Origin of the sequence: Actinomadura montaniterrae (genome assembly GCF_008923365.1) — a bacterium.
GTDB classification, from domain to species: Bacteria; Actinomycetota; Actinomycetes; order Streptosporangiales; family Streptosporangiaceae; genus Spirillospora; species Spirillospora montaniterrae.
This window is the reverse complement of sequence record NZ_WBMR01000008.1, coordinates 1-15,159: the sequence shown is the minus strand read 5'-3', so window position 1 is coordinate 15,159 and position 15,159 is coordinate 1. Positions and strand designations below refer to the sequence as shown.

The 15,159-nt window shown below is 74.0% G+C and carries 13 protein-coding genes; 7 read left to right on the top strand and 6 right to left on the bottom strand.

Annotated features, from left to right (window positions below; all coding sequences use genetic code 11):
• Positions 1 to 557: 557 nt before the first annotated feature.
• The 3 genes from F9B16_RS04895 to F9B16_RS04885 all read right to left on the bottom strand — a co-directional run bounded on the left by F9B16_RS04895 (position 558) and on the right by F9B16_RS04885 (position 4,231).
• Positions 558 to 1,949 carry a PTS transporter subunit EIIC gene (locus F9B16_RS04895; RefSeq protein ID WP_151538620.1) on the bottom strand — a complete coding sequence of 464 codons (1,392 nt, stop codon included), beginning with the start codon at positions 1,947 to 1,949 and terminating at the stop codon, positions 558 to 560.
• A gap of 26 nt (positions 1,950 to 1,975) precedes the next feature.
• Positions 1,976 to 2,716 carry a GntR family transcriptional regulator gene (locus tag F9B16_RS04890; RefSeq protein ID WP_151538619.1) on the bottom strand — a complete coding sequence of 247 codons (741 nt, stop codon included), beginning with the start codon at positions 2,714 to 2,716 and terminating at the stop codon, positions 1,976 to 1,978.
• A gap of 198 nt (positions 2,717 to 2,914) precedes the next feature.
• The gene (locus F9B16_RS04885) at positions 2,915 to 4,231 is read right to left on the bottom strand and encodes a PTS transporter subunit EIIC (protein WP_151538618.1); all 1,317 of its coding nucleotides are present in this window, start codon (positions 4,229 to 4,231) and stop codon (positions 2,915 to 2,917) included.
• A gap of 107 nt (positions 4,232 to 4,338) precedes the next feature.
• Between F9B16_RS04885 and nagA the strand changes: the two genes are divergently transcribed.
• Genes nagA through ptsP form a run of 7 tightly spaced genes read left to right on the top strand, consistent with a single transcriptional unit; the run spans position 4,339 to position 9,896 of the window.
• Positions 4,339 to 5,496, top strand: coding sequence for an N-acetylglucosamine-6-phosphate deacetylase (gene nagA / locus F9B16_RS04880; protein ID WP_151538617.1), 1,158 nt, complete (start codon positions 4,339 to 4,341; stop codon positions 5,494 to 5,496).
• Positions 5,493 to 6,533 carry an SIS domain-containing protein gene (locus tag F9B16_RS04875; RefSeq protein ID WP_151538616.1) on the top strand — a complete coding sequence of 347 codons (1,041 nt, stop codon included), beginning with the start codon at positions 5,493 to 5,495 and terminating at the stop codon, positions 6,531 to 6,533. The genes nagA and F9B16_RS04875 overlap by 4 nt, the downstream gene beginning before the upstream one ends.
• A gap of 27 nt (positions 6,534 to 6,560) precedes the next feature.
• Positions 6,561 to 6,794, top strand: coding sequence for a glucose PTS transporter subunit EIIB (locus F9B16_RS04870; RefSeq protein ID WP_151538615.1), 234 nt, complete (start codon positions 6,561 to 6,563; stop codon positions 6,792 to 6,794).
• Between the two features lie 20 nt (positions 6,795 to 6,814).
• A complete protein-coding gene (locus F9B16_RS04865; RefSeq protein WP_151538614.1) occupies positions 6,815 to 7,264 on the top strand; it encodes a PTS sugar transporter subunit IIA in 450 nt (149 codons plus the stop codon).
• A gap of 4 nt (positions 7,265 to 7,268) precedes the next feature.
• Positions 7,269 to 7,952 carry an HAD family hydrolase gene (locus F9B16_RS04860; protein WP_151538613.1) on the top strand — a complete coding sequence of 228 codons (684 nt, stop codon included), beginning with the start codon at positions 7,269 to 7,271 and terminating at the stop codon, positions 7,950 to 7,952.
• Positions 7,949 to 8,221 (top strand): HPr family phosphocarrier protein, encoded by a 273-nt coding sequence (locus tag F9B16_RS04855; protein ID WP_151538612.1) that lies wholly within the window; start codon positions 7,949 to 7,951, stop codon positions 8,219 to 8,221. Before F9B16_RS04860 ends, F9B16_RS04855 begins: the two co-directional genes overlap by 4 nt.
• Positions 8,214 to 9,896, top strand: coding sequence for a phosphoenolpyruvate--protein phosphotransferase (gene ptsP / locus F9B16_RS04850; RefSeq protein WP_151538611.1), 1,683 nt, complete (start codon positions 8,214 to 8,216; stop codon positions 9,894 to 9,896). Before F9B16_RS04855 ends, ptsP begins: the two co-directional genes overlap by 8 nt.
• Before the next feature lie 128 nt (positions 9,897 to 10,024).
• On the opposite strand, the gene F9B16_RS04845 is transcribed toward ptsP, so the two are convergent.
• The 3 genes from F9B16_RS04845 to F9B16_RS04835 all read right to left on the bottom strand — a co-directional run bounded on the left by F9B16_RS04845 (position 10,025) and on the right by F9B16_RS04835 (position 14,731).
• Positions 10,025 to 10,528 carry a hypothetical protein gene (locus F9B16_RS04845; protein ID WP_151538610.1) on the bottom strand — a complete coding sequence of 168 codons (504 nt, stop codon included), beginning with the start codon at positions 10,526 to 10,528 and terminating at the stop codon, positions 10,025 to 10,027.
• Between the two features lie 61 nt (positions 10,529 to 10,589).
• On the bottom strand, positions 10,590 to 12,224 hold the full coding sequence (locus F9B16_RS04840) for a glycoside hydrolase family 3 protein (RefSeq protein ID WP_225991354.1): 1,635 nt from the start codon (positions 12,222 to 12,224) through the stop codon (positions 10,590 to 10,592).
• A 233-nt stretch (positions 12,225 to 12,457) separates the two neighbouring features.
• Positions 12,458 to 14,731 (bottom strand): transglycosylase domain-containing protein, encoded by a 2,274-nt coding sequence (locus F9B16_RS04835; protein WP_151538608.1) that lies wholly within the window; start codon positions 14,729 to 14,731, stop codon positions 12,458 to 12,460.
• Positions 14,732 to 15,159 lie beyond the last annotated feature (428 nt).

Genomic DNA, 15,159 nt, shown 5'->3' with positions numbered 1-15,159 from the left:
TGCTCGGACGCGGCGGGCCGCCGCCTCGCACTCGTCTGGGCGGGGTTGAGGGCGAGCGCGCCGTCCGTCCGCTGTGACGGAACGGCGCGTGCTGGAACGGCGCGGTATGGGACGACCCGGACCGCAGGGCGCTTGGCTGGACGGTGACCCATCGAGAACCTCCCGACTCGTTTTTGAACTGGAGTCGTGAGGCGGCGAAAAAATACATCCATGGCCGACTGCGGCCACTTTTGCCGAGCCGGCCGTCCGTCGGCGCCCTGTCGTGGCTGCTCAGGCGGCCGTCTGGGACGGGGTTATCCACAGAACGGGGTTCTGTCGGCGGTGGAGGCCGGCGAGGGGTTGACTTGGGCGGTAGCGAGGTCCGCCCCCGGGTGGGTGGGGCGTCTTTTAAGCGCAAGCGAACGGCCCTCGCGCAAGCAGAACGGCTGCGCGGAAGCAGGTGGCGCGCGCGGAAGCAGGTGGCGCGCGCGGAAGCAGAACGGCTTGCCTGGAAAGGGAACGGCGGCGGGCGCCACGGAAGGGCGTCCCGCCGCCGTTGATGGGCGACGAAGCAGGTGTCAGCCGGTCGTCGGGGACGGGGACTCGGCGGGTTCGGCCTCCTGCGCGTCCGGCTTGCGGCGGCGTGACGGCTTCTTCCCGCCGCCCGCCAGTTCCGGGTTCGAGCCCGGGTCGGCGGCGACGGACTCCACGTCCTCCGGTTCGCGTCCCGGCGTCGCGAAGTTGAACTTCACGATCAGGAACTTGAACAGGAAGTAGTAGATGACGAAATAGAGGATTCCCATGCCGATGATGAGCGGGAGCCCCTTGGTGTTGTCCTTCGACGCGTTCAGCAGCATGTCGATGCCGCCCGCCGAGAACCCGAAGCCGAGCTGGGCGCCGGCCGCGTTGAGGATCGCCATCGACACGCCGGTGAGGACGACGTGCACCGCGTACAGCACGGGCGCGACGAACATGAACGCGAACTCGATCGGCTCGGTGACGCCGGTGACGAACGCGGTGAGCGCGGCGGAGATCATGATGCCGCCGACCGCGGAGCGGCGGTGCGGGGGCGCGGCGCGCCACATCGCGAGCGCGGCGCCGGGCAGGCCGAACATCAGCACCGGGAAGAACCCGGCGAGGAAGCCGCCCGAGTGCGGGTCGCCGGCGAGGTACCGGTTGATCTCGCCGTGCACGACGCCGTCCGGGCCGTTGTAGGAGCCGAACACGAACCAGATGAGCGAGTTCGGGATGTGGTGCAGGCCGAACGGCAGCAGCAGCCGGTTGACGACGCCGTAGATGCCGGCGCCCGCGGCGCCCGCGCCGGTGATCCAGTTGCCGAAGTCGGTGAGCCAGCCGCCGAACACCGGCCAGATGAAGCCGATCAGCACGCCGAGGACCAGCGCGGCGAGCGCGGTGACGATCGGGACGAACCGGCGGCCGCCGAAGAACGCCAGGTAGGTGGGCAGCTTCACCCGGTAGAAGCGCTGGTAGAGCAGGGCGGCGACGACGCCGATGAGGATGCCGCCGAGCACGTCCGTCGGGTTCTTGGCGCCGAAGTCGATGGCCGGCGCGGCGGTCCCGTCGGTCACCTTGGTGATCAGCACCTGGCCCTTGAGGTCGGCCGAGTGCGAGAACATGATCTTGGTGACCTGGTCGAAGACCAGGTAGCCGACGACGGCGGCGAGCGCGGTGGAGCCGTCGGACTTCTTGGCGAAGCCGATCGCGACGCCGACCGCGAACAGCAGCGGCAGGTGGTCGAACAGGGCCTGGCCGGCGCCGCCGACGACCTCGGCGACCCGGATCCAGCCGAGGCCGTCCTTGCCGAGCATGTCCGGCTGGCCGAAGCGGAGCAGCAGCGCGGCGGCGGGCAGCACGGCGATCGGCAGCATGAGGCTGCGGCCGATCCGCTGCAGCACCGCGAGGGCGCGCGACCCCCGCCGCGGCGCGGCGTCCACGGTGGTCGAAGTCATCGGGAGGTTCCTCCTCAGGGGGTGTGTCAGGAGTGCGGCGGGGGATTTCCGAGTGCCGTGTGGATCTGGTAGCGGTCGGCCCGGTAGGTCGACACGCCCAGCTCGGCGCAGACGCCTCCGGTGTAGGAGCGGCGCTGCAGGAGCAGCACGGCGCTGCCCTTGGGGATCTGCAGGTGCTTGGCGTCGGCCGCGTCCGCCAGGCTGGCGTCGATGGTCTGGTCGCCGGCGTCGAAGACCAGCCCGTACACCGCTTCGAGGACGCCGTACAGGGAGCGGTCGGCGAGGCGGCGGTCCAGCAGGTCGGGGGCGAGGGAGGCGAGGATGTGCGCGCGTTCGAGCGCCATGGGATCGCCGTCGGCCGTGCGCAGCCGCTCGATCACGTGGATCTCGGTGCCGGGCTCGACCTCGAAGATCCGGGCCAGCCGGGCGTCCGCGGGGACGGTGCGGCGGTCCAGGTCGACGGCGCCGGGCCGCAGCCCGCGCGCGAGCATGTCCTCGGTGAACGAGACGAGCCGCAGCGGCATCTCGATCTTGGGCCGGGCGACGAAGGTGCCCTTGCCGGGGACGCGGTACAGCCGCCCCTCCGACACGAGCTGGTCGACGCCCTGCCGGACGGTCATGCGGGACAGCCCGTACCGCACGCACAGCTCGCGCTCCGAGGGGATCGGGGCGTCGACGGGCAGCTCGGCGCTCTCGATGAGGTCGAGCAGGATGGCGCGCAGCTGGAAGTACTTCGGGACGGGGCTGTGCGGATCGATGGTCGTCACTGGGGGTGTCCTCGATGGCCTCTGCGGCCGTATCGACGGGATTGACGGGAATGATGGGGTGACGCGTGAATCGACTTGGTTCGTACTGGTCTAGGCCGGACTAGACCACATCATAGAAAGTCGTGTCAATGCACGAAACCGTAACGACCGGGTCACGGCCCCGGGGCGGCAAGATCAGGTGAACGTGCAGGTCAGGGCTCATGTGGCGGGCTCCGGCGGGGCGTCCGGGCGGGCCTGCGGCGGCGCGTCCTCGGCCGGCTCGCGGCCCGGCGTCGCCAGCCCGAACTTCTTGATCACGAAGCTGAAGACCAGGTAGTAGACGAAGAAGTAGACCACGCCGAGCCCGACGACGTACCACAGATGGCGGGTGTTGCTCTTGGTCGCGTTCAGCAGCAGGTCGATCAGCCCGGCGGAGAAGCTGAACCCGAGCTGCGCGTGCGCCGCCGCGAGCAGGTACATCGAGACGCCGGTCAGCACGACGTGGATCCCGTACAGCAGCGGCGCGACGAACATGAACGAGAACTCGATCGGCTCGGTCACCCCGCAGACGAACGCGGTCAGCGCCGCGGAGATCATCAGCCCGCCGACGGCGCCGCGCCGGTCCGGTTCGGCGCACCGCCAGATCGCCAGCGCCGCGCCGGGCAGCCCGAACATCAGCACGGGGAAGAACCCGGCGAGGAACGTCCCGGCGTGCGGGTCGCCCGCCAGGTACCGGTTGATCTCGCCGTGCACGACGCCCTGCGGGCCCTTGTACGACCCGAACACGAACCAGATCAGCGAGTTCAGGATGTGGTGCAGGCCGAAGGGCAGCAGCAGCCGGTTCGCTACCCCGTAGACGCCGGCGCCGGCCGCGCCCGCGCCGGTGATCCAGTCGCCGAAGTCGTTGATCCAGCCGCCGAGCGTCGGCCAGATCAGCCCGACCACGACGCCGAGGACGAGCGCGGCGGCCGCGCTGACGATCGGGACGAACCGGCGGCCGCCGAAGAACGCCAGCCAGGACGGCAGCTTGATCCGGTAGAACCGCTGGTACAGCAGCGCGACCATGAGCCCGACCGCGATGCCGCCGATGACCTGCGTCGGGTTGATGAGCCCGTACCCGATCGTCTCCTTGAGGGAGCCGTCTTCCTGCCGGACGAGCTGGACGACGCTGTCCTTCAGCGCCGAGCTGTGCGCGAACATCGTCTTGGAGACGCGGTCGAAGACGAGGTAGGCGGCGACGGCGGCGAGCGCCGTGGAGCCGTCGGACTTCTTCGCGAACCCGATCGCGACGCCGACCGCGAACAGGATCGCGAGGTTGTCCAGCAGCGCGCCGCCGGCGGCGGCGAACACCTCGGCGACCCGGTCGGCGCCGAGCCCGTCCGCGCCGAGCAGGTCGGGCTGGCCGAGGCGGAGCAGGATCCCGGCGGCGGGCAGCACCGCGATCGGCAGCATGAGGCTGCGGCCGATCCGCTGCAGCACCGCGAACGTCGCCGACCAGGCGTCCCGGGCCGATCCCGGATGAGTTCGGGCCGACATCTTTAGCTCCATCCGATTCGTGGAGTATGGTGCGTACTGGTCTAGTCCGGACTAGACCAGTTCGCCGCGCAGGCGGCGGCCGGTCGCATCACGGAGAGTGCACCCCCATGGCATCACTGCTGATCACCGCGGAGCGCGTGATCATGACCCCCGCGGACGGTCCTACCCGCGTCGTCTCCCCGGGATACGTCCGCGTCGAGGACGGTGTCATCACCGAGGCGGGCGAGGGCGTCCCGTCCGGCGCCGACGTGCACCTGGCGGACGGGCTGCTCGCCCCCGGCCTGGTCGACCTCCAGGTCAACGGCTTCTTCGGCCACGACATGGTGGACGCCGGCGAGACCGGCTGGCGCGAGGTCGTCACCCGGCTCCCCGAGACGGGCGTGACCTCGTTCCTGCCCACGTTCATCACCGCGCCCGTCGCGACGCAGGCCGAGGCGCTGCGCCGCACCCGCGACCTGCTGCCGAAGCTGCCGCCCGGCACCCGCGTGCTCGGCGTCCACCTGGAGGGGCCGTTCCTCTCCGAGAAGCGCAAGGGCGCGCACAACGCCGCGCACCTCACCGACCCGACGCCCGAAGCGGTCGGGACGCTGCTGGAGACCGGGCTCGTCAAGCTCGTCACCCTCGCCCCCGAGCGGAACGGCGCGCTCGACGCGATCCGCCGCCTCACCGGGGCAGGGGTGCTGGTCAGCGTCGGGCACAGCGACGCGACCGCCGCGCAGACCGCCGCCGCGGCCGACGCCGGCGCCCGCAAGGTCACCCACATCTTCAACGCGCAGAGCGGCGTCCACCACCGCGACCCCGGCGTGGCCGTCCAGGCGCTCATCGACGACCGGCTGCACCCCGGCCTCATCCTCGACCTGCACCACGTCGGCCCGGAGACCGCGCGGCTGGTGTTCCGCGCCGCCGCCGGACGCGTCGTGCTCGTCACCGACGCCGCGTCCGCCGCCGGGATGCCGCCCGGCACCTACGAGCTGGGCGGCGAGCCGATCACCATGCCCGAGCAGGGCCCGCCGCTGCGCGCCGACGGCACCATCGCCGGCTCCGGCCTGCGCCTCGACGAGGCGGTCGGCAACGCCATCGGGCTCGGCGTCGACCCGGCCGCCGCGGTCGACGCCGCCACCCGCGTCCCGGCCGACCTCATCGGCCGTCCCGACCTCGGCCGCATCGCGCCCGGCGCGGCCGCCGACCTCGTCTGGCTCGGGCCGGACCATCGGGCGCGTACGACCTGGATCAACGGGCAGGAACTCTTCGGAGGGGGATCATGACCAGTCTGATGCGCGCCGAGATCGGTGAGCAGCCCGACGCGCTGCGCCGGACGATCGACGCGCTGCTGCCGCGCACGCCCGACATCGGGGCGCTCGCCCGGGAGACGCGGCAGGTGCTGTTCATCGCGCGCGGCTCGTCCGACAACGCCGCCGTGTACGGCCGCTACCTGGTGGAGTCGCACGCCGGGCGGCTCGCCACCCTCGCCGCCCCGTCCATCGCGACGACCTACAGGCGGCGCCTCGACCTGTCCGGGGTGCTCGCCGTCGCGATCAGCCAGTCCGGCAAGACCGAGGAGATCGTCGAGACCCTCGACTGGGCGAGGGACTGCGGCGCCCGCACCGTCGCCGTCACCAACGGCGCCGGGTCGCCGCTCGCGGAGGCCGCCGAGGTCGCGCTGATCACCGAGGCGGGCGACGAGATCGCCGTCCCCGCCACCAAGACCTACACCACCCAGCTCGCCGCGCTGTCGGTGCTCGGTCTCGGGCTCGGCGCCGACGTCGCCGTCGACGACCTGCGCCGCGTCCCCGACGAGGTCGCGCGGATGATCGCGGAGACCGAGGCGTCCCCGGCGCTGCCCGCGATCGTCGAGGAGCTGGCGAAGGTCCCCGGCGCGGTCGTGTCGGGGCGTGGCATCGCGTTCGGCACCGCGCTGGAGCTCGCGCTGAAGATCAAGGAGGCGTGCTACCTGCACGCCATGGGCCTGTCCTACGCCGACCTGCTGCACGGCCCGATCGCCGTGGTCGACGAGCAGACCCCCGCGCTGCTCGTCGCGGCCGACTCCGGCCCGACGCTGCCCGGCACGATCGCGCTGGCCCGCCGCGTCGAGAGCGCCGGCGCCAGGGCGTTCGGCGTCGGCGGCGGCGACGGGCTGGCGCAGGCCTGCTCCGCCGCGCTGCCCGGCCCGGGCCTGCCCGAATGGGTGGCGCCGCTGGGCCTCATCGTCCCCGGCCAGATCCTGGTCGAGAACCTGGCCCGCCGGCTCGGCGTCGACCCCGACGTCCCGCGCGGCCTCAACAAGGTCACCCAGACGGACTGACCGGACGCACCGAGAGAAGAGAACGACATGGACAAGGCCGAGGCCATCGTCGCCGCGCTGGGCGGCGCCGACAACATCGTGGAGATCGAGCCCTGCGCGACCCGGCTGCGCACCGAGGTCTCCGACGGCGGCAAGGTCGACGAGGCGGCGCTGAAGAAGGCCGGCGCGTTCGGCGTCATGCGCAGCGGCACCGTCGTGCAGGTCGTCGTCGGCCCGGAGGCCGACACCATCGCCAGCGACATCGAGGACATCCTCGACTGACCCGAAGGAAACCCCCGCTCATGACCCGAGTACTGTCCCCGGTCGCCGGCCGGGTGGTCGGCCTCGCCGGCGTCCCGGACCCGGTGTTCGCCCAGGCCATGGTCGGCCCGGGCACCGCCGTCGACCCCGAGCGCGGCCCCGGCCACGCCATCGCCCCGGTCACCGGCAAGATCGTCAAGCTGCACCCGCACGCCTACGTGGTGGTGGACGAGGAGGAGCACGGCGTCCTCGTGCACCTCGGCATCGACACCGTCAAGCTCAAGGGCCAGGGGTTCGAGCTGCTGGTCGCCGAGGGCGACCAGGTCACCGCCGGCCAGCGGGTCGTCGCCTGGGACCCCGCCGTCATCGAGGCGGGCGGCCGCTCGCCGATCTGCGCCGTGGTGGCGCTGGACGCCGGCGCCGACGCGCTGTCGGACGTCGTCGAGGCGGGCGAGGTCGTCAAGGGGGCCGAGCTGTTCACATGGAGCTGACCGGATGGCGCTGATCGGCCTGCGCGCGGCGGTGTTCGACCTCGACGGCACCCTGATGGACACCGAGCCGCGCAACCGGGTGATGTGGGCGCGGCTGTTCGAGGCGCACGGCGTGCCGTACGACGACGAGCTGATCTCCTCGTTCGCCGGGCGCCGCGGCATCGAGGTGCTGGAGGACCTGGCGCACCTGTTCCCCGGCCGCACCGCCGAGGAGCTGTTCGAGCAGGCGGTGTCGTACGAGACGGCGGACGGGATCCCGGAGGACGTCCCCGTGCCGGGGGCCGTCGAGCTGGTGCGGTCGCTGGCGGACGCGGGCGTCCCGCTGGCCGTCGTCACGTCGGGGCAGCGCCCGTACGCCGAGCGGCTGCTGGCCGCGCTGGGCGTCCGCGACCTGATGGACATCGTGGTCACCGCCGGGGACGTCGTCACCGGCAAGCCGCACCCGGAGGGGTACCTGGCCGCCGCGCGCGACCTCGGCGTCCCGCCGGGCGAGGCGGTCGGGTTCGAGGACGCGCCCGCGGGCGTCGCGGCCGTGAAGGCGGCCGGGATGGCCTGCGTCGGCGTCGCCACCACCCAGCCGGTGGCGGCGCTCGCCGAGGCGGACCACGTCGTCGCGGACCTGAAGGAAGTCAATGTCGAGCCGGGCCCCGCGCTGCGGGTGCGCGGCGCCGCAAGGGAGATTCTGTGAGCGAGCGCAACGTCAAGATCGAGTCCAGGGTGGGGCTGCACGCGCGGCCGGCCGCGCTGTTCGTCCAGACCGCGGCCAAGGCGCCGATGGACGTGACCGTGGCCAAGCGCGGCGGCTCGCCGGTGAACGCCAAGAGCATCCTCGCGGTGCTCGGCATGGACGCCCGGCACGGCGAAGAGGTCGTGCTGTCCGCCGACGGTGAGGGCGCCGACGAGCTGCTGGACAGCCTGGAGGCGCTGCTGTCCACGCCGGAGCCGGAAGGTGCCTGAGGTCCTGCGCGGCGCGGGCGTCAGCCCGGGGGTGGGCGTGGGACCGGTGCGGCGCATCGCCGGCGCCGTCCCTGAACCGGACGCCGGTTCCCGGCACGGCGGCGACGCCGCGGCCGAACGGGACGGTGCGCTGGCCGCGCTGGAAGCGGTCGCCGCCGACCTTGAGGAGCGCGGCGCGCGCGCGGCGGCGGCCGGTAACACCGACGGCCAGGACGTGCTGAACGCGCAGGCGCTCATGGCCCGCGACCCCGGCCTCGCCGACGGCGTCACCGCCAAGATCGGCGAGGGCACGGCCGCGGCCCGCGCCGTGTTCGAGGCGTTCGGGGTGTACCGGGAGATGCTCGCCGGGGCGGGGGAGTACATGGCCGCCCGGGTCAGCGACCTCGACGACATCCGGGACCGCGCGATCGCCCGCCTCCTCGACCTGCCGATGCCCGGCGTGCCGGAGTCGGACGAGCCGTTCGTGCTGGTCGCGCGGGACCTCGCGCCCGCCGACACCGCGGTGCTCGACCCGGCGCAGGTCGTCGCGTTCGTCACCGAGGAGGGCGGCCCGACCAGCCACACCGCGATCCTCGCCCGCACGATGGGCGTTCCGGCCGTGGTGGCGCTGCCGGGCGCGACGGACCTCGCCGACGGCACCCGCGTCCTCGTGGACGGGGCCGCCGGGACCGTCCGCCCCGACCCGACCGAGGCCGAGGTCGCCGCCGCGCTCGCCGCGGGCGCGGCCCGCGACTCCGCGCTCGCGGAGACGTCCGGGCCGGGCGCGACGAAGGACGGGCACGCGGTCCCGCTGCTGGCGAACGTCGGCGGCCCGAAGGACCTCGACGCCGCGCTGGCGAACGACGCGGAGGGCGTCGGCCTGTACCGCACCGAGTTCCTGTTCCTCGACCGTTCGGTACCGCCGTCCGACGACGAGCAGGAGGACGCCTACCGCAAGGTGCTGGAGGCGTTCCCGGAGGGCCGCGTGGTCGTCCGGACGCTCGACGCCGGCGCCGACAAGCCCCTCGCGTTCCTCCCGCCCCCCGGCGAGGAGCCGAACCCGGCGCTCGGCGAGCGCGGGCTGCGGTTGGCGCGCCGGCACCCGGACGTGCTGACCGCCCAGCTCGCCGCGCTCGCCCGCGCCGCCGCCGGGCTCAGCGTGAAGCTGCAGGTCATGGCCCCGATGGTGACGGACGCGGCGGAGGCCGCGTTCTTCGCCGGAGCCTGCCGCGAGGCCGGCATCGAGCACCCCGGCGTCATGATCGAGGTGCCCGCCGCCGCGCTGCGCGCCCGCGACCTCGCGCCGGAGGTGGAGTTCTTCAGCATCGGCACCAACGACCTGACCCAGTACGCGTGCGCAGCCGACCGGCAGGTCGGCGGCCTCGCGCACCTGCAGGACCCGTGGCAGCCCGCCGTGCTCGACCTGGTCGCCCCGGCGGCCGCGGCGGGCGTCCCGTGCGGGGTCTGTGGCGAGGCCGCCGCCGACCCGGCGCTCGCCTGCGTCCTGGTCGGGCTCGGCGTGACGTCGCTGTCGATGAGCGCCCCGTCCCTCCCGCTCGTCCGGGCCGCGCTGGCCCGGCACACGCTGGCCGAATGCCGCCGCGCCGCGGAGGCGGCCCGTGCCGCCCGCTCCGCCGAGCAGGCGCGCGAGGCGGCCCGCTCCCACCTGCCGGGCCTCGCGGAGCTCGGCATCTGAACGCGCTCGCGGCGGGTCGTCGGGGTGGGCGGCCCGTCGCGAGCGTTCCTTTCCCCGGACGCGTCCGCTGCGGGCGCGTCCAATGCGGGCGCGCCCGTCAAGGCGGCGCGTGCGCTGCGGGCGCGCCGTCAGGCGGTGATGAGCCAGCGGGCTCCGGTCTTGCGGAGGGTGAACTTCGCGGCCAGGACGCCGCCGGGACGCGCCGGGTCGCCCTTCCACTTCAGGTCGCCGAACGCGACCGTGTACTCGCCGTCGCCCGGCCCGTCGTCGCAGGTCGGGACGGTCACGCCGCGCAGCGCCACCAGGTCGGCGGGACGCAGCTTCGCGCGGGCCGCGGCGAGCCCGCCGGCCTTGCAGCCGCCCGCGCGGCCGAACGCCGCCCGGTCGTACGCGGGGGCCAGGAAGCCGCAGACCTTGACGTTCCCGGCGGCGACGCCCCGCAGGAACTTGTAGAGCACCAGCCGCGCGGGAAGGCTGTCCTTCGCCGGGGCGGTGACGTCGACGAGCCGGGAGTCGCCCGGCTCGGGCGTCAGCGGCGGCATCCCCGCCTCCTCCTTCCCGCCGCAGGCGCCGAGGCCGAGGGCCAGCGCGGGCAGCAGGGACAGAGCGGGCAGGAACGGACGAACGCGCACGGGGACCTCCCGGGGGTGCGAAGGCGGGCCGATCTTCCCAGCTCGCGGGGCCCCGCGTCCATCAATACGACAAGCCGTGACCAACGGGTTGCCCGCCCGCGGGCACCGGCAGCTTCCCGACCGGCTTCACCGCGCCGGACAGCACCCCCGCGAGCGCGCCGATCGACGTCGCGCCGGACGAGTACGTCGCGAGCGTCGCGGCGGCCCCGGCGGCGTGGTCGAGGTCGTAGGGGCGGCCGAGCGCCGCGACCACGACCGGCCTGGACGCCAGCGCGCGGACCCGCGCGGCCGTGGCCGTCCCGGCGTTCACGGTGGTCAGCACGTGGACGTCGGCGGCGCCCGGCGCGGCCGTCGCCACGCCCCGCTCGCGCAGCGCGGCGCCGAGCGCCTCGCTGCCCGGGCCGGTGACGCTGACCTTCTTGCCCTTCAGCGGCAGCAGCCCGCGGTCGTTGCGGACGAGCGTGACGGCGTGCTCGGCGACGCGCCGCGCGGTCGCCTTCTGCTGCGGCGTGCCGATCTGCGCGGACGCCTTCGCCGGGTCGGCGGGCGGCGCCTTGAACAGCCCCCGCTTCTGCTTGAGGTCCAGGATCCGGGTGACGGACTCGTCGAGCCGCTGCTGCGTGATCTTCCCGGACTGCACGGCCTTCAGCACCGCGTTGTACGCCTTGGACAGGCTCGGCGGCATCAGCAGCTGGTCGGCGCCAGCGTTGATCGCCCGGACGGGCACGACCGCGTCGCCGTACTTCTCCCGGACGCCCGCCATCTGCAGCGAGTCCGTGGTGATCACGCCCTTGTAGCCGAGGTCGCCGCGCAGCAGCCCGGTCAGCACCGTCTTCGACAGCGTGGACGGGTCGCCCGACTTGTCGAGCCCCGGCACCACGATGTGCGCCGTCATGACCAGGTCGACGCCGGCGTCGATCGCGGCCTCGAACGGCGGCGCGTCCAGCTTCCGCCACTGCGCCGCCGAATGGGTGATCACCGGCAGGCCGGTGTGGCTGTCGGTCGCGGTGTCGCCGTGCCCGGGGAAGTGCTTGGCCGTCGCGGCGACCCCGGCGCCCTGGTACCCGGCGATCGCCGCGGTGAGCAGCGGCGACACCCGCGACGGGTCGGAGCCGAACGAGCGCAGCCCGATCACCGGGTTGCGCGGGTTCACGTTGACGTCGGCGTCGGGCGCGTAGTCCAGGTTGATCCCGACCGCGCGCAGCTCGGTGCCGGTGACCTGCGCGGCGGCGCGCGCGTCCGCGGCGCTGTGCGTCGCTCCCAGCGCCATGTTGCCGGGGAAGCGGGTGATGAACGGCGTCCGCGACACGATGCCCTGCTCCTCGTCCACGCCGAGCAGCAGCGGGACCATGGACGCCTTCTGCAGCGCGTTCGACTGCTCGGCCGTCGTGGCGGGTGACCCGAAGTTCTCCGGGAAGTAGATGAACCCGCCGACGTGGTACTTCCGGATGATCGCCAGGGCGCTCGCGCGGCTGGAGAACGTCGGCACGAACAGCTGCCCGACCTTCTCCCGCAGGCTCATCTTCGCGACGTATCCGGGGACCCACGCGTCCGGGGCCTTCGTCACGGGCGCCTTCTTCCCGGACGTTCCGGACGCGCCGGGGGAGCCGTGGTGCGCGGACGGGCCCTTCCCGCCGTCGCCGCCCCCGCAGCCGGCCAGCGGCACCACCAGCGCCAGCGCCGCCGCGAGCGGCAACCGTCCGAACCGCGGTCGTCCGAGCGCAGCGCGCCTTCGCCGGGGCCGCCGCCGGGCGGTTCCGGCCGATCGCGAACGGTCATCCGCGGACATCAATGGCACGCACCTGACCAGGCCCCCCGACGTGGTCGTCTGCTCGCATCGGACGTCGCGACGTTAACCGCTCGCCGCCGCCCTGTCGACTCGCGGCGCCGCCCTGCCGGCTCGCGGCGCCGGACGGCCGCCCGCCCGAGTCACCGCCCGGCGCAGGCCGCCGCGTCCTCGTTGCCGGGCGTCGCGCACCACTTTCTGCGGCTCCGCGCGTCGGCGGGCGCGCCGGACGAGCCGCCCGGATCCGGTGTCCGGGACGGCGCCTGCGACGCGCCGGCCGAGGGCGCCCCGCGTCCGGCCGCCGGGCCGCCCGGCTCCTTCTTCTCGACCGTGTCGTCCCAGTTCGCGGCGGTGCCGGTGAACGCCGGCTCGGCGAACGGCTCCGTCGGCATGCCGCGCGTGACCTTCGCCATGAACGCGTGCCACACCGAGGACGGCAGGTCCTCCCCGGCGACCCGCCCGGGATGGCCGGGCAGCCCCTCGAGCGGGCCGGGCTCCGCGCGCGTCATCACCACGGACGCCGACAGCTGCGGGACGTACCCGACGAACCAGGCGGCGTGGTTGCCGTCGGACGTGCCGGTCTTGCCCGCCGCGTCGCGGTCCGGCAGCGCGGCCCGCCGCCCCGTCCCGCCGGTGACGACCGCGCGCATCGCGTACGTCGCCTGCGCCGCCTGCTCGCCGGTCAGGACGCGGCCGCCCGGCCGGTCCCACGGCAGCGGCACCCGCCGCCCGCGCGCGTCGACGACCCTGGTGACCAGGTGCGGGATGACGGCGGTGCCGCCGTTGGCGAACGCCGCGTACCCCGCCGCCTGCACGGCCGCCGACACGTTCGCGATGCCGAGCGCGAGCCCCGCCTGCCCCCGGTACGGGCGCAGCGCCGACTCCGGCACCCCGAAACGCCGCGCAGTTTCCGCCACGTTCGCGATCCCGGTCTTCAGCGCCGCCTTCACGAATCCGGTGTTCACCGACAGCTCCATCGCCTCGACCAGGTCGATCGTCCCCAGCGAGCCGATCTTCTCGTCGTTGGAGACCCGGTAGCCCGGCGCGGTCATCGGCGTGACGCTCCCGTCCGGGGCGAACCGCAGCGGCGACCTGCCCGGCACCGCCGTCCGGACGTTGAAGCCGCGGCGCAGCGCGGCGGCCAGCACGTACGGCTTGAACGTCGACGCCGCCTGCGCGACCGGCTCGAACACCGAGTCGTACACGCCGCGCTTCGGATCGCCGGAGTAGAACGCCTTGACCGCGCCGTCGGCGGGGTCCACCGCGACGAGCCCGGCGCGCACGTCCTTCGGCCATTGCGGCTCGCGCGCGCCCCGCATGGCCTCTTCCGCGTACGCCATCCAGCGCGGGTCGAGGCCGGTGTAGATCTTCAGCTTTCCGTTCACGACGGCGCTCGCGGGAATGCCGGCGCCCTCCAGCTCGTCCAGCACCCGCTGGCGCGCCAGCAGCCCCTGGCCGGACACGCTGACGCCGCGCCACACTCCCCGCGTGCGCGGGAAGCGGAGACGGTCCGCGTCGGCCCGGTCGAGCTTGCCCATCGACACCATGCCGTCCAGCACGTACCGCCAGCGGGCCTTCAGCGCGCGCGCCGCGTCACCGTTGCCCTGCGTCCGGAAGTAGCCCGGGCGCTGGATCATCGCGGCGAGCAGCGCGCACTCGGCGACGTCCAGTTGCCACACGTCCTTGTCGAAGTAGGCGCGCGCCGCCGCCTCCACGCCCGACGTCTGCCGTCCGAAGGGGACGGTGTTCAGGTACAGGTCGAGGATCTCGTCCTTGGCGCGGTGCCGGTCCAGCTTCAGCGCCACGAAGATCTCCTTGATCTTCCGGCCCGGCGTCCGGTCGCGGCTGAGGCCCTTGAAGTAGTTGCGGGCGAGCTGCTGGGTGATCGTGGACCCGCCCTCGACGTCGCCGCCCGACGCGTCCCGGAGCAGCGCGCGGAACGTCCCCGAGACCGAGACGCCCCGGTTGCGGTAGAAGCCGCGGTCCTCGGCGGCGAGCACCGCCCACCGCAGCCGGTCCGGGATCTGGCCGTGCCGGACGCTCTGCCGGTTCGCGCCCAGCCGGAACAGCGGCGTCCGGCCGTCGGCGTAGTAGACGGTGGAGCCCTCGTCGGTGACGCCGTCCTGCGGCTCGGTGGGGACGGGCGTCCGGGCGTAGCCGATCACGACGGCGACCGCCGCCAGGACGGCCAGCGCGCAGAAGAAGGCCAAGGCCCAGCGCATGGCGCGCGGGACGCGGCGGAGCGGACGAGCGCGGCGGTGCCCACCAGTGCCACGGCGGTGCCCGCCGGTGCCATGGCGGTGCCCGCCGGTGCCGCGGCGGAGCGACCGCTGCCCGGCGCGGACGAACCGGCGGGCGCTGCGGGACAGGCGGACACGGGCGGCCCGGAGACGGCGCCCTTCGGAAGCGGGGAGCATGCGACCTCGTTCGACGTGGTGTACGGAGTCGGCCGTCGTCCGGGCGTCGGCGGGCGCCGTGGCGCGGGCGCGTGCGGAGGCGCACGCGGGAGGCGGCACGGCGCGGCCAGGCGCACGAGGGATGTGCGGCAGGACGGACCTGCGCGGACGACGCTGCGGAACGACCGCAGCCCAAATCGGTACGAGCCACGTCTGTGGCCGGTGGTCCCACCGGTCACGGCGCCCACAGCACCGTCCCGGCGGATCTCGAGCCACCGTGGTAACAGCCTAATCACGATGGACCCCTGGCCCGCAAGCGGAACGGAAATACGGTGGGGTCCATCGTGATGAGCCGGACGGCCGCGTCGCCGTCGTCTCCGGCCTCTCGGCGGGGCGTCCGGTGGGGTCGGCCACCGGCGCCGCCCGCACGGCCGGGCGGGGCTCGCCGG